General features: G+C 39.0%; 25 protein-coding genes. 17 read left to right on the forward strand and 8 right to left on the reverse strand.

Translation table 11 applies throughout. The features are described 5' to 3' along the window. The first annotated feature begins 4 nt into the window (after positions 1-4). The 8 genes from B9A18_RS22420 (at position 5) to B9A18_RS22455 (ending at position 7394) form a co-directional block, all read left to right on the forward strand. The gene (locus B9A18_RS22420) at positions 5-1510 is read left to right on the forward strand and encodes a RagB/SusD family nutrient uptake outer membrane protein (protein WP_084291794.1); all 1506 of its coding nucleotides are present in this window, start codon (positions 5-7) and stop codon (positions 1508-1510) included. An 8-nt stretch (positions 1511-1518) separates the two neighbouring features. Beyond that, positions 1519-2424, forward strand: coding sequence for a hypothetical protein (locus B9A18_RS22425; RefSeq protein ID WP_084291795.1), 906 nt, complete (start codon positions 1519-1521; stop codon positions 2422-2424). Positions 2425-2441: 17 nt separating this feature from the next. Next, positions 2442-3587, forward strand: coding sequence for a TlpA family protein disulfide reductase (locus tag B9A18_RS22430; RefSeq protein WP_084291796.1), 1146 nt, complete (start codon positions 2442-2444; stop codon positions 3585-3587). Positions 3588-3615: 28 nt separating this feature from the next. After that, a complete protein-coding gene (locus B9A18_RS22435; RefSeq protein ID WP_144009593.1) occupies positions 3616-5268 on the forward strand; it encodes a S8 family peptidase in 1653 nt (550 codons plus the stop codon). A gap of 5 nt (positions 5269-5273) precedes the next feature. After that, positions 5274-6491, forward strand: a complete 1218-nt coding sequence (locus tag B9A18_RS22440) for an aspartyl protease family protein (protein ID WP_084291798.1) — start codon at positions 5274-5276, stop codon at positions 6489-6491. 51 nt (positions 6492-6542) lie between these two features. After that, a complete protein-coding gene (locus tag B9A18_RS22445; protein WP_084291799.1) occupies positions 6543-6908 on the forward strand; it encodes a DUF6122 family protein in 366 nt (121 codons plus the stop codon). 110 nt (positions 6909-7018) lie between these two features. After that, positions 7019-7198: a hypothetical protein gene (locus tag B9A18_RS22450; RefSeq protein ID WP_084291800.1), complete on the forward strand. Its 180-nt coding sequence runs from the start codon at positions 7019-7021 to the stop codon at positions 7196-7198. Positions 7199-7211: 13 nt separating this feature from the next. Further along, positions 7212-7394 carry a DUF6496 domain-containing protein gene (locus B9A18_RS22455; protein ID WP_084291801.1) on the forward strand — a complete coding sequence of 61 codons (183 nt, stop codon included), beginning with the start codon at positions 7212-7214 and terminating at the stop codon, positions 7392-7394. A 65-nt stretch (positions 7395-7459) separates the two neighbouring features. On the opposite strand, the gene B9A18_RS22460 is transcribed toward B9A18_RS22455, so the two are convergent. Both B9A18_RS22460 and nudK read right to left on the reverse strand, forming a co-directional pair. Further along, the gene (locus B9A18_RS22460; protein WP_084291802.1) at positions 7460-7822 is read right to left on the reverse strand and encodes an Hsp20/alpha crystallin family protein; all 363 of its coding nucleotides are present in this window, start codon (positions 7820-7822) and stop codon (positions 7460-7462) included. 278 nt (positions 7823-8100) lie between these two features. Beyond that, positions 8101-8679 (reverse strand): GDP-mannose pyrophosphatase NudK, encoded by a 579-nt coding sequence (nudK, locus tag B9A18_RS22465; RefSeq protein WP_084291842.1) that lies wholly within the window; start codon positions 8677-8679, stop codon positions 8101-8103. A 72-nt stretch (positions 8680-8751) separates the two neighbouring features. On the opposite strand from nudK, the gene B9A18_RS22470 reads away from it, so the two are divergent. Together B9A18_RS22470 and B9A18_RS22475 are read left to right on the forward strand one after the other, a co-directional pair. Next, positions 8752-9495, forward strand: a complete 744-nt coding sequence (locus B9A18_RS22470; RefSeq protein ID WP_200816424.1) for a DeoR/GlpR family DNA-binding transcription regulator — start codon at positions 8752-8754, stop codon at positions 9493-9495. A 37-nt stretch (positions 9496-9532) separates the two neighbouring features. After that, entirely contained in the window at positions 9533-9913 is a 381-nt protein-coding gene (locus tag B9A18_RS22475; protein WP_084291804.1) for an RNA recognition motif domain-containing protein, read from the forward strand. Positions 9914-9963: 50 nt separating this feature from the next. Here the strand turns inward: B9A18_RS22475 and B9A18_RS22480 are convergent, their stop codons facing one another. After that, a complete protein-coding gene (locus tag B9A18_RS22480) occupies positions 9964-11415 on the reverse strand; it encodes a sulfatase (protein WP_084291805.1) in 1452 nt (483 codons plus the stop codon). A gap of 357 nt (positions 11416-11772) precedes the next feature. Between B9A18_RS22480 and B9A18_RS22485 the strand changes: the two genes are divergently transcribed. Beyond that, a complete protein-coding gene (locus tag B9A18_RS22485) occupies positions 11773-12945 on the forward strand; it encodes a FecR family protein (RefSeq protein ID WP_084291806.1) in 1173 nt (390 codons plus the stop codon). A gap of 77 nt (positions 12946-13022) precedes the next feature. Here the strand turns inward: B9A18_RS22485 and B9A18_RS22490 are convergent, their stop codons facing one another. Further along, positions 13023-14108: an acyltransferase family protein gene (locus tag B9A18_RS22490; protein WP_084291807.1), complete on the reverse strand. Its 1086-nt coding sequence runs from the start codon at positions 14106-14108 to the stop codon at positions 13023-13025. Positions 14109-14297: 189 nt separating this feature from the next. Between B9A18_RS22490 and B9A18_RS22495 the strand changes: the two genes are divergently transcribed. Together B9A18_RS22495 and B9A18_RS22500 are read left to right on the forward strand one after the other, a co-directional pair. After that, positions 14298-15146: a bifunctional helix-turn-helix domain-containing protein/methylated-DNA--[protein]-cysteine S-methyltransferase gene (locus tag B9A18_RS22495; protein ID WP_084291808.1), complete on the forward strand. Its 849-nt coding sequence runs from the start codon at positions 14298-14300 to the stop codon at positions 15144-15146. Between the two features lie 42 nt (positions 15147-15188). Next, entirely contained in the window at positions 15189-15695 is a 507-nt protein-coding gene (locus tag B9A18_RS22500; RefSeq protein WP_084291809.1) for a GNAT family N-acetyltransferase, read from the forward strand. A gap of 7 nt (positions 15696-15702) precedes the next feature. Here B9A18_RS22500 and B9A18_RS22505 read toward each other — a convergent pair whose 3' ends face one another. The 4 genes from B9A18_RS22505 to B9A18_RS22520 all read right to left on the reverse strand — a co-directional run bounded on the left by B9A18_RS22505 (position 15703) and on the right by B9A18_RS22520 (position 18779). Further along, positions 15703-15969 (reverse strand): hypothetical protein, encoded by a 267-nt coding sequence (locus B9A18_RS22505; RefSeq protein ID WP_084291810.1) that lies wholly within the window; start codon positions 15967-15969, stop codon positions 15703-15705. 18 nt (positions 15970-15987) lie between these two features. Next, complete coding sequence (locus B9A18_RS22510) at positions 15988-16650, reverse strand: HAD family hydrolase (protein WP_084291811.1); 663 nt, start codon at positions 16648-16650, stop codon at positions 15988-15990. 251 nt (positions 16651-16901) lie between these two features. Next, positions 16902-17708, reverse strand: a complete 807-nt coding sequence (locus B9A18_RS22515; protein ID WP_084291812.1) for a phytanoyl-CoA dioxygenase family protein — start codon at positions 17706-17708, stop codon at positions 16902-16904. Between the two features lie 291 nt (positions 17709-17999). Beyond that, positions 18000-18779 (reverse strand): SDR family NAD(P)-dependent oxidoreductase, encoded by a 780-nt coding sequence (locus B9A18_RS22520; protein WP_235005415.1) that lies wholly within the window; start codon positions 18777-18779, stop codon positions 18000-18002. A 177-nt stretch (positions 18780-18956) separates the two neighbouring features. Between B9A18_RS22520 and B9A18_RS22525 the strand changes: the two genes are divergently transcribed. The 4 genes from B9A18_RS22525 to B9A18_RS22540 are packed head-to-tail and all read left to right on the forward strand — an operon-like array spanning position 18957 to position 21741. Beyond that, positions 18957-19463, forward strand: a complete 507-nt coding sequence (locus B9A18_RS22525) for a GbsR/MarR family transcriptional regulator (RefSeq protein ID WP_084291813.1) — start codon at positions 18957-18959, stop codon at positions 19461-19463. A 38-nt stretch (positions 19464-19501) separates the two neighbouring features. Beyond that, positions 19502-20323, forward strand: a complete 822-nt coding sequence (locus tag B9A18_RS22530; protein WP_084291814.1) for a DCC1-like thiol-disulfide oxidoreductase family protein — start codon at positions 19502-19504, stop codon at positions 20321-20323. A gap of 2 nt (positions 20324-20325) precedes the next feature. Next, the gene (locus tag B9A18_RS22535; RefSeq protein WP_084291815.1) at positions 20326-21252 is read left to right on the forward strand and encodes a TIGR01777 family oxidoreductase; all 927 of its coding nucleotides are present in this window, start codon (positions 20326-20328) and stop codon (positions 21250-21252) included. A gap of 60 nt (positions 21253-21312) precedes the next feature. Continuing rightward, complete coding sequence (locus tag B9A18_RS22540) at positions 21313-21741, forward strand: SRPBCC family protein (RefSeq protein WP_084291816.1); 429 nt, start codon at positions 21313-21315, stop codon at positions 21739-21741. Positions 21742-21765: the final 24 nt, after the last annotated feature.

Consider the following 21765-nt stretch of genomic DNA (forward strand, 5'->3'; position numbering starts at 1 on the left):
AGTTATGAAAAAATATATAACCTTAGGTTTACTCTCATTTACTTTACTATTGGGATCTTGTAAAAAGTTTCTGGAAGAAAGCAATCAGAATTTATTGCGACCTACTACTGCATCCGACCTGGCACAAACGCTGCTTGGTGAAGGATTCCCATTGACCGATCCATTCCATACTTATATAGATGTGATCACAGATGATGTTGAAGCCAACTATCTGAACGATCCATTTCAAATTGCGGCCTTATCCAGATGGGCACCCGCCTTTCTGTGGAAAAAAACAATGTTTGAAGATATGCCAGTTTCAGGTATATCCGGAAGCGATAGTTACACTACCTATTATTCAAGAATAAAAGGATGTAATGTGGTGTTGGATTATCTGGATAAGGTTTCGGGATCGCCAGCTGAAAAGGCCAAAATAAAGGGAGAAGCTTTATTTCTTCGTGGCTTCTATTACTTTAACCTTGTTAATCTATATGGTAAAGCATACGGAGCAAATGGAAGCGACCCGGATAGTGATTTAGGGGTGCCTTTGGTACTGAGTTCGGACGTGACCAGAGAATTGATTAAAAGAGCAACGGTTGCCCAGGTTTACACCCAGGTAGAGAAAGATCTGCTGGAGGCCCATATCTTATTAAGTTCCACATCTGCTTCTAATATCTATCATCCGGGTGTGGGTGCAACCTGCCTGTTGCTTTCAAGAGTTTATTTGTATTCAAAGCAATGGGACAAGAGTATAGATTACGCCACAAAGGCACTCGCTGTTAAATCAACCCTGAAGAACCTGAATGAAGTAGCGGCCAATCCTCCATCTGGCTTTGATGGACCAAGTCCTGCATACCAGATGGCCAATGCCCTGGTTAGTCCGGAAGTATACTGGGGATATGGATATGATGGGGATTATGCGAATGCGCCTTTAGGTGCTGGAGTTCCGGGGATTTTGTTTGAAAAGGCTGCTTTTACAGTGTCTGCTGCCCTTTCCGATGCTTATGGACCTGATGACAGACGAAATGTGTTGTACTTTAATTATGCAGGACAGTACAATCAGAATACAGGAGTTTTGAATTGGTACAAATTTTATGGCTTTAAATACGGATCATTAACTGCCATTGTACAGAATAGTAAGGCATTTAGAGTGTCTGAAGCTTATTTGAACAGGGCAGAGGCCAATATCCAAAAAGCTTTTGTTGGTAATGTACAGGGGATTAGTGAAGCGCTGGCTGATCTGAATTTGTTGCGTTCCAAACGCATTACTACTTCTAAATTCCAGAACATTAATATTACTGATCCTGCAGCACTGTTTGAGTTTTACAAGGCAGAACGTCGTAGGGAATTGTGCTTTGAGGACCAGAGATGGTTTGATCTGAGAAGATGGAATTTGCCGGTTAGCCATTCCATACAGCTGTCGGCTACCGGAACAGACTCAAAAAGCATCTCACCGGGCGACAGTGAGTTTACTTTGCAGATTCCGCAAACCGCGACTCGTGCCAATTCTGAACTTGTACAAAACCCTTAAACTTTTAGATGATGAAATACATAGCTTTAATGATAGTTTTCCTGGGATTTGTTTTGCCGGGATGCAAAAAAAAGGAAGTGCTTGAGCCCAGTGTATCCAAAATTGAATACAAGCTTCCGCAGGGGACAAATGCTTTTGATACGGACCTGGTTAACATCTATCAAAATTATGGTAGTTACTTTCTTTATAAATTTAACCCTGCTGTAGATTTTGCCTGGGTGCCGGCTGCCGTTGGTACAGATAATTTATTCAGCACTAGATTTTCTTGTGAGCAGGCTGATGAAGCGGCTGTCGCAAAAGTTTTGCCCTTTATGCAGAAAAACTGGCTGAGTCTTTATCCCGATACCTTTTTGAAGAGGACACTGCCTTTTAAAGTTCTTTTAGCCAAAAATCTGAAAAGACTGGTAAATCCAAATAGTGCTGATAATACTTTAAGCAATACCGGGCTTACTGCAGGAACGTTTCCGAATACAATTTTGGGTTATTATCACATTACGATAAGCAACTTTGCGCCTTCATTTGATGCGATGAACACAACGCAAAAAGCGTTGTTTAAAGGCGATATGCACATTGAGTACTGGAATTACATGCTTAGTACCGGTAAAGTCGCCATGGCAACCAATTTTGCTTCTGTTAGTAATTATACGCTGACAGTTTCAATATCGACGATGTATGCAAATGGCTTTTTAGATACCAGGGCAAAATCTCAGAATAATCCACAACTGTATGACCTTAGGACTTATGTTAAAGCGATAACGAATAATTCTAAAGCAACACTAGACAATACCATCCTCAAACCAACAAATGATACAAAAGGACTGGTAAAACAGAAATATAACCTGGTGATCAACTATTACAAAACTGTTCACAATGTTGATTTGCAGGCCATAGGCGATGCAGTATTGGTACCATAATTAAATATAAAACACAAATGAAATCATTTATCATAGCGGCCTCATTCCTACTTCTTTTTTCGGGAATGGTATCCGGACATACTTTAACGTCAGGTCACTCAGTCTTTGAACAAAGGGAGAATCTGGCAGTTGATACCCTAAAAAGGAAAATTTTAAAAGCCTGGAACAGTGAACTGTTTTGGAAAGGTGACATCAACATGGAAAACTTTGAAAAAGAGGTGCTAAACTGTAGGGAAAGGGCTGCCGTGCTGGTCAAACAACAACCTTTGAAGGCTACCGAAAATAAAGTATTTGCTGATTTTGTAGAATTGTCTGCCCGCAGGAATTTTGTGAGGAACCAAAAAGACAGATCGGCCTTGCCGCAAAGTTTTTACGACTTGCTAAAAGTGTTGAGTATCAATGATCCTTTATTTCAAAACAAGGAAACCAGAGAGTTCTCAAATTTTTTCAATGCTTATGTGGCAATGCTGCATTATCGGTCGGGAAAACCTGAACCTACTATGTACGACCAGTCAAAATATGCTTTGAACCATTTGAAAAATGAGGAATTGAAAACCGACTTTGTTGGAATGAACATTTTTTCGAGTAACAATTACCACATGATGGGGGCTGAAATGGTAGATCTGATCAGAGATGTAAACCGGTTGTCTAAGGACGAAAGCTTTAAGAAAAAAGTGAATGAGCAACTGGCTTTATACTCCCCGATAATGGCAGGTAAACCGGTACCGGATTTTGAACTCCCAGACCAGCATGGGAAAATGATGAAATTATCTGATTTCAAAGGGAAAGCCGTAATCATCGATATGTGGGCCACTTGGTGCAGTGTGTGTATCAAAGAGATGCCTTATTTCGACGCTGTTAAAAAGGAAATGAAAGGCCGTAAGGATGTGGTGTTCATGACTATCGGCTGGGAACAAACAGATGCGATACCAAAATGGAGAAAATTTGTGAAAGAAAAGAAGCTTGAAGGTATCCAACTCATTTCGGAGCGTAAAAAGAATGAAGCAGATAACAGGGATAACCTGGAACAAAAGCTCATGCTTCATGTAATGCCACGCTATATTTTTATTGACAAGCAAGGCAAGTTTGTAGATTCTTATGGGCCATATCCAAGTAAACCGGGCTTTAAAGAGATGCTGTTGAAGACCATTGCCAAAAACTAAGAACAATCATAAAAGAACCAAGATCAAGATGAAATTTTCAAAATTATACATTGCTTTATTATTAGGCACAGGCTATGTTGTAAATGTAGATGCACAGGTTGTAGTACCGACCCCGGGAATGGCGAACCACACTGCCGAAAAAGCAAAAAAACCGGTTGCTCCTCAAAACTGGGAACACCTTTCCTTCGGCAAAGACGGAGTACATGGCATAGAACTGGATAAAGCCTATCAGGCATTTCCTAAAAGTAAAACAAAGAAAAAGCTTATTGTGGCCATTATAGATTCGGGAGTGGATACTGCCCATGCTGATCTGAAAAATATCCTATGGACTAATAGGAAAGAAATTAAAGGTAATGGTAAGGATGACGACAAGAACGGTTACATAGATGACATTCATGGCTGGAATTTCCTTGGCACTGCTGATGGAAAAACCAATGTGGTTAAAACCAATCTGGAAGCTGATAGGGAATACCTACGGTTAAGGGAACAGTACCTAAACATTTCTTTTGACGATTACCGAAAAAATCCTAAGTATGCTTATTTCCGTTCTGTGGTTACAAAATCGGTTTTGGGGAGCAAAGAGTTTGCTGTTACAGTGGCAAAGCAGTTGGCAGAAGAAAATAAGAAACTGGTTCAGGAAATTCAGCAGAAAAACCCGGGAAAGGTGTTACATATGGCAGATTATGCCGGTTATAAGCCAACGGACAGCATGCTTATGTTGGCACAATCGGCCGTGATGATGGGAGTGATGTTTAAGAAAGTACCGGATACTATTTTACTGACTCCTTTTATCCAGAAGTATTCGGAGGGTATGATTTCTTCAAATGAAAGGGAGTACCTGAGTGTTAAAGCTTCTGCTGTTGATAACAGATTTTTAATGGGAGATGATTTTAAAGAAAATTCATCTCGTTACTACGGAAACAATATACTTTCCTTAGCTCATATTGACCATGGAACACACGTAGCCGGTATTGTTGCTGCAGAACGTAATAATAGGCTTGGGATAGATGGTATTTCCGACAATGTTTCGATCATGGCCATACGCGCTGTGCCAGATGGAGACGAGTATGATAAAGACATTGCCAATGCTATCCGATATGCTGTTGACAATGGTGCCAAAATTATCAATATGAGTTTTGGTAAGCCCTTTTCACCACAAAAACAATGGGTAGATGATGCATTTAAATATGCCGAACAAAACGGGGTATTGATTGTGAAGGCGGCTGGTAACGATGCGAAAAACCTGGATGTCGATAGGACTTTCCCAGATGCGGTATTTTTAGATGGTACAAAGGCTCGAAACACAATTACTGTTGGTGCGTCTAGCCCCGAAGCCAAAGCAGCCTCTTTTAGCAATTATGGGAAAACAACGGTGGATCTGTTTGCGCCGGGCACAGAGATCTATTCGACTGTTCCGGGTAGTGAATACAAGAACATGCAGGGTACCAGTATGGCTTGCCCTGTCGTGAGTGGAGTTGCAGCGTTGGTTTGGTCTCGCTTTCCAGACTTAACTTATCTACAGCTGAAGGAGGTCCTGCTTAAATCGGTAACCCAAATACCTGGTGCCATTATGTTGCCGGGAGCAGAGAAACCAACAGAGGTGCTTTTTTCTACGCTTTCTGCTACGGGCGGAATTGTAAATGCCTACGAAGCCTTAAAACTGGCTAAAACCTATAAATAGCAGAAATGAAAAACAAATTTTACCTAGCAGCATTTTTTATGCTGCTAGGTTTTTCATGTGCTGATGCGCAGGATGCGATAGTAAGTCCAGACACTATACCTTTTCAGTATCAAAACAATATGATTATTGTTAAAGTAGACATAAAGGGTAGGCCTCGCAATTTCTTCTTTGACACGGGAGCGCCCACGCTAGTCTCTAAAGAATTACAGCAGGAGATGAACCTGGTTTTAGATTCGGGTAAGGCTGTAACAGATGCCAGCAGCAAAACTACTGAAATGAAGGGGGCAAAGCTTTCCTCTTTAAAGATTGGGAACTTAAAGCTGCACAATGTGCCCGTTACTGTTTTTGATATGCATAGGACCATTCCGCAACTCGCTTGTCTGAATATTGAGGGCTTTTTAGGGCTGGATGTGTTTAAGCAAAATATTGTACAGATAGATTTGCAAAATAAAAGACTGATTATATCGGGTAGTTCTGCAGGGCTGAAGCCGGATGAAAGGTTTGGGAATAAAATGATTGTGTTGAAAGCGCAGAACTCCGTGTTGGTAGAGCTGAAGTTTGGAAAAGTTTTTATAGAAAATGCATTGTTTGATACGGGAATGACCGGGGGGCTATATAGCATTGCGAATCAAACATATAAATACGTAAACCAGGCAACGCCATTAGACCCATACATTGTGGCCAGAGGTTACGGTGCAGCCTCTAAGGTGGCTTCTGGTACCGAAGCTGAAAGCGAGAAAATTAAACTAAAGTTTGAAGAACTGAGTATTGGACAGGCTATAATTAAGCACCCTATAGTCAATACCGGAAACCATCCTTATTCTTTATTGGGTGTGCAGCTGTTAAAGTACGGTAAGGTTACATTGGATTTTATCAATGAACGCTTTTATTTTGAGCCGCTTGTTCAAAATGCTGTAGCTTTAATTGGAAAAACAGCAGGTTTTGATCTTAAAATAGAAGGGAATGATTTTTTTGTTGGAATTGTCTGGAAAAATTCTGTTGCGGAAAAGGCAGGGGTTAAAACAGGTTATAAGATTATTGAGTATGGTAGCAAAAAAGTGGAGAATTTAACTCAGGAAGGGGTATGTAAAGTCTTGCTGGGAGATACCAAGGACGGAAGAATTAAAGAGAAAAAGACATTAAGACTTAAGTTTTTAGATGATAAAGGGAAAGTAAGATTAGTTTCATTGCCCATGGTTGAGGTGGTAAGTTTGAAGGAATAAAGTGGATTTTATTCAAAAAGGAATAGCCTTAATGTTTAGATTTACGGAAATATGAGCGCCGATTTATTACACATCCTAAAGCCTTTAGTCCATTACAGTTTACATTTTTTAGCACCTGGTTTAATCGCATTTATTTTTTTTAAAGATAAATGGAAACAAGCATGGCTGATCATGATCGCTACTATGTTGGTAGATGTTGACCATTTATTCGCCACGCCAATTTTCGATCCCGGAAGATGTAGCATTGGTTATCACCCTTTGCATTCTTATTACGCTATCGCTGTTTACTTTATACTATTGTTTTTCCCTAAAACACGGATAATTGCTGTTGGATTGCTCTTCCATATGTTTACAGATTGGCAGGATTGCCAATGGGGCTTATTTTCAACGACTCATTTAGGTCATATTCTCTGGTAGAAAGTTTTTTTGCCTGAAGAAAGGCAGAAAATTAATAACAAAGAGAATGTAAATTAAATCGAAACCTTTCCAATATGCGTTTGTTTAAGAGATTCACAAATACTTATGTTATGAAATCGGATAGGGGTAAATCAAAGAAAATGAGGCTACCTGAGGATGATAAAATAATAAACAAAAAAGGATATTATTTTCATTCTGATGAGGACTTTAAAGAAGATTTTGACTGGGGAAAGCAGAAAGTTATAGCCTCCAAAGCAATTTCTAAACCTTCAAATAAATTCGAAATATGAGGGGGATGATGTTATGGCAAAGTATTCGAAAAAAGCAAGCGAAAAAGTAGAAAAAGCTATGCATGAAAAAAAAGAAGGAACGCTGAAAACCGGAACGGGTAAAAAGGTAACTTCTACGAAACAGGCGGTAGCAATTGGGCTTTCCGAAGCACGAAAAGAAGGTGCTAAAGTGCCTAAGAAAAAGGCGTCTGATTAGTCTATTACCTTAAATTTCTAACTCTTCTATCCGCGTTAACTCAGGAATAGAAGAGTTATTTGGTGTTATTTATGCTTCTTTGCCTGTCCACTATTTTTCCTTTTTGTTTTAGCGACATTGAACTTCAATACTCCCTTTGTAAATCTTGTTTTAATATTGCTGTCATCAACGGAATCGGGTAGCGCAAAGAACTGTACATTCCCGATTTCTTCCGATTTTTCAACAGAGATTTTTAAGAGCTTTCTATCGAGACGAATCATAAGGTCCCGTTTTCTCAAACCTTTAGTCTCAAGCTTAATATAGTAATGAGAGTCTGTTTCACTAATGCTGACAGTCGGTATCCCTGGGATTTTACTGTCTGGTATAATATTGTCGTTAAAGATGGGATCGAAAATATTGTTTCTTTTGTTAAATATTAAACGTGTCATTTTTATTCCCTCCACATAATTATAATCTGTCAGCAAATTCCAACAGATTAGGAACGTTTTCTAAAAAGAGCGATGACGTAGACTGCTATGACTAAAGGGTAAAATTTAATCAATGCAAACAAGCGCTATTTGTAGATGTGAGGTGGTATTTTTGAAATCACTAGTGTACTTGCGTAATGATTGAGATTGATAGTAATAATTTAACATATGGTATTTGAATAGGTTTGTCATAATATCAATTTCTAATCATGGAAAAGATGCAAATAGTCATAATTCCTTTACCCCATTAGCTTGTTGATTAAGGCATGTTGTAAAAGCATAATCGTTTTACCATCTTTAATTTCTCCGGTAGTGATCATGTCAATCGCTTTGCCAAAAGGAAGCTCTAAAACTTCAATATGTTCATTTTCCTCTATCAAGCCCCCGCCTTCATGTACCTTCATCTCATTAGTGTATTCAGCCGTAAAGAAATAGACGATTTCGGTAACTGAACCGGGCGACATATAAGCTTCAAACACTTTTTGAACCTTATCTATTCTGAAACCAGTCTCTTCCTCAGTTTCTTTTTTGATGCAATCTTCAGCATTGTCTTTGTCGAGCAAACCAGCACAAGATTCAATAAGATAGCCGGTTTCATTTCCATTAATAAAAGTCGGCATTCGGAATTGCCGGGTTAATACAACTGTTTTATTTGACCTATTGTACAACAAGATGGTAGCTCCATTTCCCCGATCATACGCTTCACGTTCCTGAGTAGATTTTGTGCCATCATTCGCGGTGATTTCAAATGATATTTTCTTTAATGTGTACCAGCTGTCGGATAGAATTTCAGTACTTGTTATATTTATAGCATTCATGTGTGATTGTTTGTGATTGTTTATGATTATTTTTGACCAAATTAAGGTGTTGATATGACTTTTCAAAAGAGAATGCAAAAGATTCTTCAGATTATTGATGAACTTGGAGAGGTAGATAATCGCCGGTTGGCCGATGAATTAGGGGTTTCTGAGATTACTGTAAGGCGAGATCTGGCTAGAATGGCTTCTGATGGCCATATTTATCGTACTCACGGCGGAGCGATGAAGGTGGAACAATTGATAAAGCCGGTCTCATTTGTGAATAAGACCGCTGTAAATATAAAAGCTAAGGATGAAATTTGTAAACGAGCGGCCGAAGAGATCGTAGAAGGTGATATTATCTTTATCGACTGTGGTAGTACCGCATTTAGGTTGTGTCAGTTCATTAAAAATAAAAAGATAAAGGTGATTACCAATTCATTGCCAGTGGTTAATGAATTGAATGGTACTGCAGTATCTCTTAATCTGATTGGCGGTGAAATTGATCAGAAACGACAGGCTATACATGGTTCAATAGCGCAAGAACATATTGCAAGATATAGGGCATCGAAAGCATTTTTAGGCATTGATGGCATTTCAGGAGCGGGGCTTTTTGCCGGAACTGAAAGCGAGGCCTCAAATACATTGGCCATGACAAAACAAAGCAGCTATACTTACATTCTTTGTGACGCGAGTAAAGTAGGTAAGGAAACGTATTTGAAGTTTGCTGATTTGAATTTGATTAACGCAATTATTACTGATTATAGTGGACCGGAAACTGAGAAATTCGAATTAAGTGGAATAAGGGTATTGAAGAGTTCTAAATTCTTTTATTGAGGTATTAAACCTTAAATTTGCAGCTTTAAATAGATTCATGATTAAATTATTTGTGGTGGGTTACCCACTAGATATACAGGAAGCTGAACTGGTTGACATATTCAGCATCCATGGGATGATACACAGCGTAGATTTACTGAAAGATAAAGTGACCCATAGACATAAAGGCTTTGGTTTTATCGAAATGGAGGATCAGGCAGGTGCTGATAGGGCAATTGCCGCTATCAATGGTATGGTGTTGAAGGGTAGGAAGATCAGTGTTAAACCGGCCGATGAGAATAGAGCAGAGAAACCGAGAGTGTTTAAACCTAACCGTTTCCATTCTGAAGAATTACAAAGTAGTGCAAGCAGTACTGAGCCGTTTAAAAATAAGCGTCCTAGAAAATTAGTGTCAAATACATTCAGGGCTGAGAATTAATCATCAGCCCATCAGATGCTAGCTGAGCAAACACTGATGTGAAGCTAGTATCATTTTTCTTCAATCCCATTCATTCGAACAGCTTTAAGCTTATCTGCCAACCGTTTTTGTAACAGCTTTATGGTTTGCGCATAGTCTGTGTTTTTGGCTAAATTATTAAACTGTTTGGGATCTTTTAGCATATCGTAAAGTTCAATCCCCTGTGAGGCATCCTCTTTGTATTGGATATAAGCCCATTCATTTGACCTCAAAAGAAATGCATCTCCATTAAGAGAAACACTAAATGCTTCATCTCTGACCGCATATGTAGGTTTGCTTAGCGTTTTTACAAGACTTTTTCCCTGAATATGCTTGGAATGCTTTAGCCCTGCCAGCTCGGCCAATGTAGGATAAAGATCTACCAGCTCAGTAAAAGTATTGCAAACAGCAGGCTTTTTCCCTGGTGCTTTAATAATCATTGGAACACGTACCGATTCTTCATGCAGACTTACTTTCATCCAGAATTTATGTTCCCCAAGATGGAAGCCATGGTCGGAAGTGAAAACAACGATCGTATTATCTTCCAATCCTTCTTCTTTTAGTGTTTTTAACACTTTTCCTACCTGATCATCCATAAAGGATACCGATGCATAATATGCAGCAATTGCCTTTTGTTCCTGAACAGGATTCATCATGGCATTTTTACTGGTTACATAGTTTATGCCATTTGCAGGAATATCATCCCAGTCATTTTCTATAACATCCGGAACGGTTATATCCTGATAGGGATATGAATTGAAATATTTTTTTGGTGCTACAAAAGGTACATGCGGACGAACAAAACCAACAGCAAGAAAGAAGGGCTCAGCCTTATGCTTACGGATAAGGGCGCTGGCGGTTTCGGCTGTTTTTCCATCTGCATGAACCAGATCATCACCATCAGCCTTCACAATGGTCATTTTATTTCCGCCAATTCTTTCAATTTTTCCATCAGGGTTATCTTGTACCAATTCTGCTTCCCCAGGGGTTTTCCACTCTGCTGCCTTGCTGTTAAATCTCTCTGTCCATGATGCCTCATCGTCGGTTCCGTTTGTTCCTTTTTCAATATCCGATGGAATTCCCATATGATATATTTTACTTACGCGGGCTGTATAGTAACCGTTGTTTTTAAACAGTTCTGGAAGTGATGCGTTTTGATTTCCTACATTCTCTCTTCCGCTCACATAGCCATAGGTTTTTGTGGCTGTTGGATAATAACCGAACATAAGGGATGCCCGGGAAGGTCCGCAAACAGGGTATTGACAGTAACTTTTAGTATACCGCGTTCCTTCACTGGCCAATTTATCAATGTTCGGGGTTTTACATGCCTTGTTTTCATAGGAAGATAAAGCAGTAGCTGTCAGGTCATCTGATATGATGAAAAGCACATTGGGTTTTTTATTTGATTGTGCTTCGGATGTATGGGCCATCAGGGCCAGTAGGGAAAATACAATTACTTTTTTTAAACCCAATGTGCTTTTCATTTTTGCTTTTTTTAAGGGGAGAAAGATATGTAAAATTAGAAATCTTCTCTACTTAATTACATCTTTCCACCAGTTTTTATAGCAAAGTGTCTTTTGCAAACATGTCCAGATTGTATCTCCTGGTACTTTTTATGAAGATGGCTATTCGAGATTTGGGATGCGGTCGCTTATTTTTCTCTTTTTAAAAAACCTATAGCCTTATTTCTGGTTTATTAGTGTATTTAGCTCATCTTTTGATAGCTGGTTTTCTTTGTCGAGTGCTTTTGCGATAACACTCAAAAAAATACTTGGAATTTATTTTTTTTTGGAGCAGATGCTTGTCAGTTTTCAAGTGTAATAGTATTAAATGAATAAGCTTTGGAAAATTTAGAAGAACTGAAAGCCACTTTTAATAAATACCTTAACAATCAGTTGGGGAAAGAGGAAGCACGGCAGTTTCTTGAGCGTATGCAATCCGGCAGCGAAAGAGAAACCTTTTTAAGTTTGATTGATGAAAGTTTAGATGGTCCTTTTGCTGATCAGCTGCTAAACAGACCGGAGCTTTTGGCCTTGTTAAATCAGTCTTTTGCAAAAGTGATCAATACCACCATTGAGGTTGAGCCGGCTGAGAAACCGGTTAGGTTATGGCCGCGAATTGTTGCAGGTGCAGTCGCTGTTATTGCCTTAATTGCTTTTGGTATTTACTTCTTTGATTACAGTAAACATATAATTCTGACGGATCCCCTGGTGACGCAGGATTTAGCTCCCGGGAAAATGGGTGCCACGCTAACACTGGCAAACGGGAAAAAGATTAAGTTAGCTGAAGCGCTAAAAGGTGAGATTGCTCAGGAAGCGGGCATCAGTGTAATTAAATTGGAAGATGGAGAATTGGTTTATCAGATTGGCAATGGCAACGGAGACCCGAACAAAATTAATACGCTAACTACCGCCAGGGGCGAAACTTATATTTTAACCTTGCCAGATAAATCAAAGGTGTGGATGAATGCGGCTTCAAGTTTAACTTATTCTGCCAGCTCAGAAGAACGTAGCATAAAACTTGAAGGAGAAGCTTATTTTCAGGTGGCGGAAGATAAAGCCCATCCTTTTATAGTGGAATCCATGGGGCAGAAGATTAAGGTATTGGGGACTCATTTCAATGTTAACGCTTATATGGATGAGGAAAAGGTAACGACTACACTTTTGAAAGGGAGTGTAAGGGTGTCGGCAAAGGCCGGATCTAAAATCTTAAAACCCGGTAATCAGTCGCGGGTTAATGAAAATTCAATCTCGATTACTCCGGTTGATACGGAATGTGCTGTAGCATGGAAGAACAACAAGTTTCTTTTTGAGAATGATGATATACAGTATATCATGCGCATGATTGCGCGATGGTATGACGTGAATGTTGTTTATAAAGGGGAAATACCTACAGAGAAATTCGGCGGGGGTGTATCACGTTTGGATAATGTTTCTCAGGTACTGAAGATTCTGGAGTCTACAGGAGGCGCGCATTTTAAAATTGAGGGACGGACAATTTTTGTATCAAAATAATAATCGCCAAAGGCAGCAAGAGATTTATTCGCAGAGGCAAATGTCAACAAAGAATTAATCGGCTAACGCTCAAATCCTCAACCTTTTTTCCTTTTGTTGGTTAAATACTTCCTTACAGGAGTATCATAAAATCTCATTACCAGATAAGCTAAGCCTACCAATAGTATTGTTCCAATGGTGATAATGAAGAATAATTGACTAGTTCCCGGTTTGTTAATTGTGTAATAATTTAAAAACATCCACATTACGGAATAATGAACCATATATAGGGGATAGGATATATTTCCTGAGAATTGGCAAAGCTTTTTAAAACCTTGTGTTAATTTACTTCCCGCTCCCAATGCAACGATTAAAGGGAAATAGAATAATACAACAAAGGGCTCGGTAAACCAATTCCATGCTGAATAAGGCATCAGGAAGGATAGTAGCAATAAAATAGACAGACCGATAAAGCCCAATTTATTTTTAATGATCCAGTTGGAACGATAAATCAGCATACCCGCTAAAAAGGAATAGGAAATACGGGCACAGCCGTCCCAAAAGTTGTCTTTACTCCATCCGCCCAGTAACGATCCGCCAGCTTTATGGCTGACATAACAGAGTCCTACGGCAGCAATAATGGTTAATAAAAATAAATAGCGGCGACTGAGTTTGTAGAGGATAGAAGCGTAAATAATATTGGCAACATATTCCCAGAACAGTGACCAGGCAGGGGCATTAAGACCAAAGAGGTTAAATGCGCGTTCGCCGATAACAGGATAAGGAATGAGTAAAATTGAACTAAGAAATATTAAAAGAAGTTTGCCGATCCCATATAGTTCAGATTGATTGCCAAAGGGGTCGAACACAAAGGCCAGCAAACCTAAAACTGAGCCCAAAATAACTAAAGGATGCAGTCTGATTAGTCTTGATTTTAAAAACTCTATCATGCCCATTTTTACCATGCGGTCGTCATAAGCATAAGCAATTACAAAGCCCGATAAACAGAAGAAGAAGTCGACCGCCAGGAAACCATGTGCAATGAAATTTTCGCTAAATGGATAAACCATTTCCATAAAATGAAAAAGTACAATTGCCAAGGCTGCTATTCCTCGTAATCCATCGAGAATTTCAAAATGCTGTTTCGTTTTTAAAAGGTCTGCGCTTGGTGCTGTTGTAATCATTACCTATGGAATGTTATAATTTAGTTATTGATGGTTCGTTTTGTTTGCAAGAAGGATCAAGATTACCAAATATTAAGGGCTCTATCAAATTTTTAGTACCCTAAAATATGGATAGAAAAATCACAAAAGCAAGTTTCGGGTTTTTTGGCTTGAAAAGAATTCGATATTTGTATGGTAAAATAAAGGATCATGAATACGCAGGACACACTCAATTATAACCGCATTGCATTGGCAATCGACTATATCAAAGAGAATTTTAAGGAGCAACCTAACCTGGACGTAATTGCCGAGAAAGTGCATTTGAGCCCTTTTCATTTTCAGCGGCTCTTTACAGAATGGGCAGGTATCAGTCCGAAAAAGTTTTTGCAATACATCAGCGTAGCACATGCTAAAAAGATGCTAAAGGAAAAGCAATTGACCCTTTTTGATGCTGCATTCGAAACCGGACTTTCAGGAACGGGCAGGTTACATGATCTATTCGTGAATATCGAAGGTATGACTCCTGCAGAGTATAAAAATGAAGGCAAAAATCTTGTCATCCAATATAGTTTTGCTGAAAGTCCATTTGGAAAGCTTATTGTAGCCTCTACGGCTAAAGGTGTATGTTATATGGCCTTTAATGATGATGAAGATAAGGCTGTTGAGCTTTTACAAGCGAAATTCCCTAATGCTTCCTTTAATTGTAAATCTGATGTTATTCAGCAGAATGCTTTGTTTATTTTTCAGGATGACTGGAGTAAATTACCTGAAATAAAGTTGCACTTAAAAGGTACTGATTTTCAGTTGAAGGTTTGGGAGGCATTGATGAAAATTCCGATGGGCCAGCTTTCTACCTATGGTGAAATTGCCAGACAAATTGAAAAACCTAACGCATCAAGAGCAGTAGGCACAGCGATTGGCAGTAATCCGATCGCGTTTTTAATTCCCTGTCACCGTGTAATTCAGTCGACCGGTGTGTTTGGCGGTTATATGTGGGGAAATACCCGTAAAACAGCTATAATTGGCTGGGAAGGGGCAAAGTCATCTGCTGTACTTTGATAAATTGATTAGATTTGAATAAAAGAATAGAAAATTAGACCGATGGAGATTGTAAAAAGCACTAATCAGGATGTAGATGCCATATTTAAGCTTTATGATGCGGCTACGGCTCATCAGAAAACTGTTGGATCATTGCAATGGCAAGGATTTGAAAGAAGCATGGTGGAGCAGACCATTAAAAATGGTTTGCAGTGGCAGATTGTGATTGATGGAGAAGTAGCCTGCGTTTTTACATTGGCTTTAAACGATCCTTTAATCTGGGAAGAAAAGGATGAAGATCCTGCAGTGTATATCCATCGTATAGCCACTAATCCTAAATACAGGGGTAAGCATTTTGTAAAGCACATCGTAGACTGGGTTAAACAATATGCCGCAGAAAACAACAAAGCTTATGTCAGATTGGATACAGGAAGTGGAAATGACAAACTGAACAATTATTACATGAGTTGTGGCTTCACTTATCTTGGCGTAACAAAATTAAAGAACACCGAAGGTTTGCCTTTGCATTATAAAGAAGGGTCATTCAGTTTGTTTGAAATTAAGCTTTAATCAGCTATTATTCGTCTTCTTCAAGGTAAATCTCATGCACTAAGAACTTCACTTGTTTTAAAGGTTCTAAAAGCTCAGTGATGTCTTCGGAATCGATATGATAAATGGTTTCTCCGGCATCTGGGATTTCTGAGTTGGGAATCAATTCAAAGAATTTCACAGGAAGATCGGTGTCTAATTCAACCAGTTTGATATAGATAACGCCATTCTCTTTCCAATCCTTTAATATTTGCTCATTGAATTGAACATAAGGATTTCTGTTTTCATTTTCCATGGTGTAAAGCTAAGAGAATTATTGCTGGAACAGTTCTGTGATCTTTTTGTATGATAAATCTGTGTAATTGTCGATATATAAATTACAAGGGGGAAGTTCCTCTTTAGTATGAGAACTCAATACACCTACCACACGCATTCCGGCATTTAAACCTGCGGTAACACCAGAGAAAGAATCTTCAAATACCAGGCATTGTTCAGGCTTCATACCTAAATTAATGGCTGAGGTAAGGTAGACTTCAGGATCAGGCTTGTGTTTTTTTACATCTTCACTAGCCATTATAGAACCCATTTTTTCGCGGATATCAACTTTACTTAAAATCAATTCAAGGTTGGCGTATGGAGCTGAGGTGGCTACCCCAAGGTTAACATTATTGCTTTTTAAATCCGACATAAACTCAATAATGCCAGCTATGGGCTCAATATGAGGCTCATATATTTTACGGAACAATCCTTCTTTTTCTTCTTCCATTTCCAGAAGCTCGGTTCCGGCAATAGGACGTTTTAAAAAATGACTTAGAATATAGCTATTGCTTTTGCCATACATATGCTGCGCAAATTCTTCGTCTGTAGGATTAAGACTTCTTGTTGAGAAAAATTCACGAAAGGCAAGGGAATGGTAAGGGTTGGTATGGCAAATTACGCCATCCATATCGAATATAACAGCTATTTCAGTATTCATGCCGCAAATTTAAAGAAGATTCTTCGTACTGCAGCACATAATTGCGGTAAAAGCTTCTGGAATTCGGTCATAAAAAAGCCAGGCTTTTAATGGCCTGGCTTACCCACACAATTTAGATCTAACCAAACATCTAAAATCTTTTGGTACTCAATTTAATGAATTGCTGTACTTGCTGCGTGGTTTTCTGTAAGAAAACCAATTTTCCTGAACGTATCAGGTAGCTTATAATTAACGCGATCAACATATGCCCTTTATTTAACCAGGTTTGCAAAACGCTGATAGAAAGCGGTAGGACTATTTTCATTTTTCGGTTCATATTTACCGGCAATAATTGGAATATAGATGACCCTTCTGCGGCTTTCTTCTCCAATTACTGATGATTGCGCAACACGATGCCACAAACGGCCATCATGTATGGTCAGATCACCGGCATCCGGTATAATTGCGGTTTCACTTGCGTCGGCTTTGTTGTCTAAAAAATATTTTTTACGGAAAAGCATTTGATATAAACTCTGTTTGTGCGTTCCGGGTAAAACCCTTAGTCCGCCATTTTCAGGCTTTAGGGTATTTAGGTGAATACCTACATTCAGCATTGGGTTTAATTTTTGGCCATGAAAGATGTCTCTTAGACCATCTGTATGCCAGCCCATTTGTGTAAACTTACTTTCATGCCCGTTTACATAATGGTTTAGTACCATTCCGTCTTTTTCTTCAGTACCTAATCTGGCGCCCTGTCCAATGAGTTCCAATAGTGTTTCAAACCGAGGGTCGTGCGTAAGCTCTGCAAATAGGGGGTGGTGCTGATTTAAAAAGGCAAAGCGTTGTACAATAGCAGAGCCATCAAGATCTTTTCCATATTTAATCGGGATCCCATTTACTTTTACCTTTTCATTTTCTATCCATTGCTGCTGCACCTGTACCGATGCCTTTATAATGTCATTTACCGTTTCTGGTTTAATGAAACTTTTAAAGTGGATAAAACCGTTTTGGTTGAAAAAGTCTTTTTGTTCGGCAGTGATTTTGTTGCCCAGGGTGAATTTTATATAGGAGTTGCCCATGATCTGGATTTTAAAGATTAGAAAATGTTAAATAAGCTCATCTGCGGAGGTAGGCAGATGTTGAAGGAGGTTAATCAGTAAATGAGAATCTGATTAGCAACAACAGCAACAACCTGTGCCTTTTAGGAGACACATTCGCATGGTAAATGCGGTAAGGCTATGGTTACTTTTAGTCATTTAAACAAAGTCTATCTTTTTAGTAGACTTTACAAAAGTATGAAAATATTTCTATTATCAAATTTATTTGTAAATAAATTGAATTATTTCTTGAACAGCCAGATAACGATTGAGTTATCGATTATATAATCCGGCGGTAATCCGTTCAATGAGAGATTTATTTAGGTACTGTGCACCAAATGCAGATAGCCTATTTAGAAAGCCTGGTATGATCTCCGCTTTTTTGTTAAACATTCCTTTTATTCCAATGCTGGCTACGTTTTCGGGCGACATGTTAAATTTCTTGGCCAAATCTGCCAGTGCATCTAATCCTGCGCGATTGGCAAAGCCCGTATCCGTGGGGCCGGGGCAAAGGCAGCTTACTGAAACTGCTGTATTTTTCAGCTCGTAACGTAAAGCTCTGCTGTAGGAAAGTATAAATGATTTACTTGCTGCGTATAATGCGAGAGTTGGTACTGCCTGGTAGGCTGCGGTGCTTGACAGGTTTAATATATAACTCTGCTTTTGCTGTTTTAATAGTGGAAGTAAATGATGTGTTAAGCTAAGCACGGTATTGATATTTAATGCCAGCATATTCATTTGTGCATTAAGATCAAGTTGCTCAAAATCACCCCACAGACCATAACCTGCGTTATTAATTAATACTGATAATTTGTCTGTATGCTGACGAGCCCATTCGGCAACTTCTAAAGGCGCAGTCTCTGTCGACAGGTCGGCCTGAAGATAAAATACTTTATTGTTGTATTTATCTTGAATTTGAGCGGCAAGCTGTTGCAGTTCATCTTCTGACCTTGCAACCAGGAGTAAATGATAGCCAGCTCCAGCAAGCTGCGATGCCATAGATTTTCCAATGCCTTTGCTGGCACCGGTTATTAATGCAAATTCATTTATCATAAAACACGGTATTTTGCGCATAAAGTAAGTTATATTTTATGAATTGAATTGCCTGCTGAATACTTTTTTAATTGTTGCCGCTGAATTCGTTACATGAGTTCAATGATCTATAAGGATGTGTATGTATTAAACTTTCAGTAATTATTGAAAGTTTAATAATGTTTATTATATTTGTTCATGGAATTGGCAGAAGCAAAACAAAAATTTATTGAGGCATGGGGTAAGTTAGGCTCCGAATGGGGGATTAACCGTACCATGGCACAGGTTCATGCTTTATTGTTGATATCGCCAGAGGCGCTGACAACAGAAGAAATTATGAAAGATTTGAGCATCTCAAGAGGGAATGCGAACATGACTTTAAGGGATTTGATTGGCTGGGGATTGGTAGAAAAGCAACATAAAGCCGGTGAGCGGAAGGAGTATTTTTACGCAGATAAGGATACCTGGAATATAGCCCGGCAAGTAGCCAAAGAACGAAGGAAAAGAGAGCTGGATCCTGTCCTGAAAATTTTAGATGAGTTATCCAATGTTAAAGGGGATGTGAAAGATCCTGAGTTTGCTACTTTCAATAAATCTGTAACAGACATCAATAAATTGGCTAAAAATGTGGATAAAACATTAGATACCATGCTGAAAGCAGAAGAAAGCTGGTTTTGGGGATCAATCTTTAAAATGTTCAAGTAGCCTGTCTTTTTGAATGAATTAATATTAACTCTGATTATATGAAAACGCTTAAAAATCACCTGATCTTGTTTGATGAAGAATGTCCGATGTGCCGAATGTATACCAATGCTTTTGTAAGCACGGGACTTTTAGACCAGGACGGTAGGGCTGCCTATCAGGAATTGCCTGCTCAGGCTTGTCCAATGGTCGATAGGCAAAGGGCCGCCAATGAAATCGCATTAGTCAATCAGGAAACAGGAGAGGTTACTTATGGCATTGAAAGCCTTTTTAAAATCTTTGCGCTGATGATGCCTTTTTTAGGTCCGCTTTTTAGGTTTAAGCCTTTCATTTGGTTAATGAGCAAAGTATATGCTTTTATAGCTTACAACAGACGTGTAATTGTGCCCCCTGCAAAAGGCGAAGGCTTCCAGTTCCAACCAACATTTAAATTGCATTATCGTATTGCTTACCTGGTTTTTACCTGGTTTGTTACTTCTTATATCCTTTCTTCTTATACAGGATTGATGGGAGATCTGCTTCCTGTTGGCCATGCTTACCGTGAGTACTTTATTTGTGGTGGACAGATTTTATTCCAGGGGCTAGTGATCATTTTGGTTAATAAAGAGAAAACCTGGGCCTACCTGGGAAATATGATGACAATCTCTTTTGCAGGTGCTTTGCTGCTGTTGCCGGCCATGTTATTATCCGTATGGTTTGCCATTAGTCCTGTTTTTTATGTTGTCTGGTTTATGGCAGTTGCGGGTTTAATGTTATTAGAGCACATCCGTAGATGTAGTCTTTTAAAAATAGGATGGGTGTTGACGATTACCTGGGTGTCGTATCGTGTTGCCATTCTTTTAGTTATCCTTTTAAACGCATAGATATGAGATACAATAAGATAGTTCTGGCAGGAGGTAATGGTTACCTTGGACAAGTACTTGCAGATTATTACCGTAATCTGGCAACAGAAATTGTTATTCTAAGTCGTAAACCAGCATTGCCAAAAGGGAATGTTAAAACGATAGTTTGGAATGGAATCGATGAAGGAGAATGGAAGGATGCTTTAGAAGGATCTGATCTTTTGATTAATCTCTGTGGCAAGAATGTAAATTGCAGGTATACAGAAAAGAACAGGCAGGAGATTATATCTTCAAGGATAAATCCGACTTTGCTTTTGGGAAATGTAATAGCCAAGCTGGAAAGTCCACCGGAACTTTGGATAAACATAACTTCTGCAACTATTTATCGTCATGCAGAAGATCATCCTCAGGATGAAGAAACTGGTGAAATTGGCTATGGGTTTTCTATAAATGTTTGCCGCCAGTGGGAGCAAGCTTTCTTTGAAACAAATACCCCTCGCACAAGGAAAATAGCCTTACGTATGGGCATTGTGTTTGGAAGAAGTGACGGTGCTTTTCCGCGTTTACTTAACCTTGTGAAATTTGGTCTCGGTGGAAGGCAAGGGGATGGACAGCAATATGTATCCTGGATACATGAACAAGATGCAGCAAAATGTACGGAGTGGTTATTGGAGCACAAGGAACTTAGTGGTGTCATCAATTGTACAGCACCTGAAGCAGTCAAAAATACAAAGCTGATGAAATTAATTCGTACTTCGTATGGTGTTCCATTTGGGCTTCCATCTCCTGCATGGTTGCTTGAACTAGGGGCTGTATTTATTGGGACAGAAACTGAGCTTATTTTAAAAAGCCGATGGGTTGAACCAAGGCATCTTACTGATTCTGGTTATTCTTTTATTTTTCCAAAAGTCGAACATGCAGTAAAGGATATTATAAGTTTAAGAATCTGATACGGAAATGGATGGGAACTTTATTTTTTTTACATTGTTAATAATCATAAAAATTACGACATGGAAACTAAAAATAAAACGACCATTACAGTTGAAGCAGTAGTGAACGCCCCGGTTGATAAAGTTTGGGAATTCTGGACTAAACCTGAACATATTATCAAATGGAATAATGCCTCAGAAGATTGGCACACGCCTAAAGCAGAAAATGATTTACGAGTTGGAGGAGCATTTTCATCTCGTATGGAAGCTAAAGATGGCAGCTTTGGGTTTGACTTTGGAGGCGTTTATGATGAAGTGAAAACCAATGAACTGATTGCTTATACACTTGGTGATGATCGAAGGGTGAAAATATCTTTTGCAGCTGATGGGCAAACCACAAAGGTGACGGAGGTTTTTGAAGCCGAAGCTATTAATCCTGTTGAAATGCAACAGACCGGTTGGCAGGCCATTCTGGATAATTTTAAAAAATATGCGGAAAGCAATGCCTGATTTATAATCAGGCATTTTAAATAA

Source organism: Pedobacter nyackensis, from assembly GCF_900176505.1.
Lineage (GTDB): Bacteria > Bacteroidota > Bacteroidia > Sphingobacteriales > Sphingobacteriaceae > Pedobacter > Pedobacter nyackensis.

Bases quoted from the DNA above. Each gene is read 5' to 3' on its own strand.
- B9A18_RS22420 (WP_084291794.1), top strand. From the start codon at position 5: ATGAAAAAATATATAACCTTAGGTTTACTCTCATTTACTTTACTATTG.
- B9A18_RS22425 (WP_084291795.1), top strand. From the start codon at position 1,519: ATGATGAAATACATAGCTTTAATGATAGTTTTCCTGGGATTTGTTTTG.
- B9A18_RS22430 (WP_084291796.1), top strand. From the start codon at position 2,442: ATGAAATCATTTATCATAGCGGCCTCATTCCTACTTCTTTTTTCGGGA.
- B9A18_RS22435 (WP_144009593.1), top strand. From the start codon at position 3,616: ATGAAATTTTCAAAATTATACATTGCTTTATTATTAGGCACAGGCTAT.
- B9A18_RS22440 (WP_084291798.1), top strand. From the start codon at position 5,274: ATGAAAAACAAATTTTACCTAGCAGCATTTTTTATGCTGCTAGGTTTT.
- B9A18_RS22445 (WP_084291799.1), top strand. From the start codon at position 6,543: ATGAGCGCCGATTTATTACACATCCTAAAGCCTTTAGTCCATTACAGT.
- B9A18_RS22450 (WP_084291800.1), top strand. From the start codon at position 7,019: ATGAAATCGGATAGGGGTAAATCAAAGAAAATGAGGCTACCTGAGGAT.
- B9A18_RS22455 (WP_084291801.1), top strand. From the start codon at position 7,212: ATGGCAAAGTATTCGAAAAAAGCAAGCGAAAAAGTAGAAAAAGCTATG.
- B9A18_RS22460 (WP_084291802.1), bottom strand. From the start codon at position 7,822: ATGACACGTTTAATATTTAACAAAAGAAACAATATTTTCGATCCCATC.
- nudK (WP_084291842.1), bottom strand. From the start codon at position 8,679: ATGAATGCTATAAATATAACAAGTACTGAAATTCTATCCGACAGCTGG.
- B9A18_RS22470 (WP_200816424.1), top strand. From the start codon at position 8,752: ATGCAAAAGATTCTTCAGATTATTGATGAACTTGGAGAGGTAGATAAT.
- B9A18_RS22475 (WP_084291804.1), top strand. From the start codon at position 9,533: ATGATTAAATTATTTGTGGTGGGTTACCCACTAGATATACAGGAAGCT.
- B9A18_RS22480 (WP_084291805.1), bottom strand. From the start codon at position 11,415: ATGAAAAGCACATTGGGTTTAAAAAAAGTAATTGTATTTTCCCTACTG.
- B9A18_RS22490 (WP_084291807.1), bottom strand. From the start codon at position 14,108: ATGATTACAACAGCACCAAGCGCAGACCTTTTAAAAACGAAACAGCAT.
- B9A18_RS22495 (WP_084291808.1), top strand. From the start codon at position 14,298: ATGAATACGCAGGACACACTCAATTATAACCGCATTGCATTGGCAATC.
- B9A18_RS22500 (WP_084291809.1), top strand. From the start codon at position 15,189: ATGGAGATTGTAAAAAGCACTAATCAGGATGTAGATGCCATATTTAAG.
- B9A18_RS22505 (WP_084291810.1), bottom strand. From the start codon at position 15,969: ATGGAAAATGAAAACAGAAATCCTTATGTTCAATTCAATGAGCAAATA.
- B9A18_RS22510 (WP_084291811.1), bottom strand. From the start codon at position 16,650: ATGAATACTGAAATAGCTGTTATATTCGATATGGATGGCGTAATTTGC.
- B9A18_RS22515 (WP_084291812.1), bottom strand. From the start codon at position 17,708: ATGGGCAACTCCTATATAAAATTCACCCTGGGCAACAAAATCACTGCC.
- B9A18_RS22520 (WP_235005415.1), bottom strand. From the start codon at position 18,779: ATGATAAATGAATTTGCATTAATAACCGGTGCCAGCAAAGGCATTGGA.
- B9A18_RS22525 (WP_084291813.1), top strand. From the start codon at position 18,957: ATGGAATTGGCAGAAGCAAAACAAAAATTTATTGAGGCATGGGGTAAG.
- B9A18_RS22530 (WP_084291814.1), top strand. From the start codon at position 19,502: ATGAAAACGCTTAAAAATCACCTGATCTTGTTTGATGAAGAATGTCCG.
- B9A18_RS22535 (WP_084291815.1), top strand. From the start codon at position 20,326: ATGAGATACAATAAGATAGTTCTGGCAGGAGGTAATGGTTACCTTGGA.
- B9A18_RS22540 (WP_084291816.1), top strand. From the start codon at position 21,313: ATGGAAACTAAAAATAAAACGACCATTACAGTTGAAGCAGTAGTGAAC.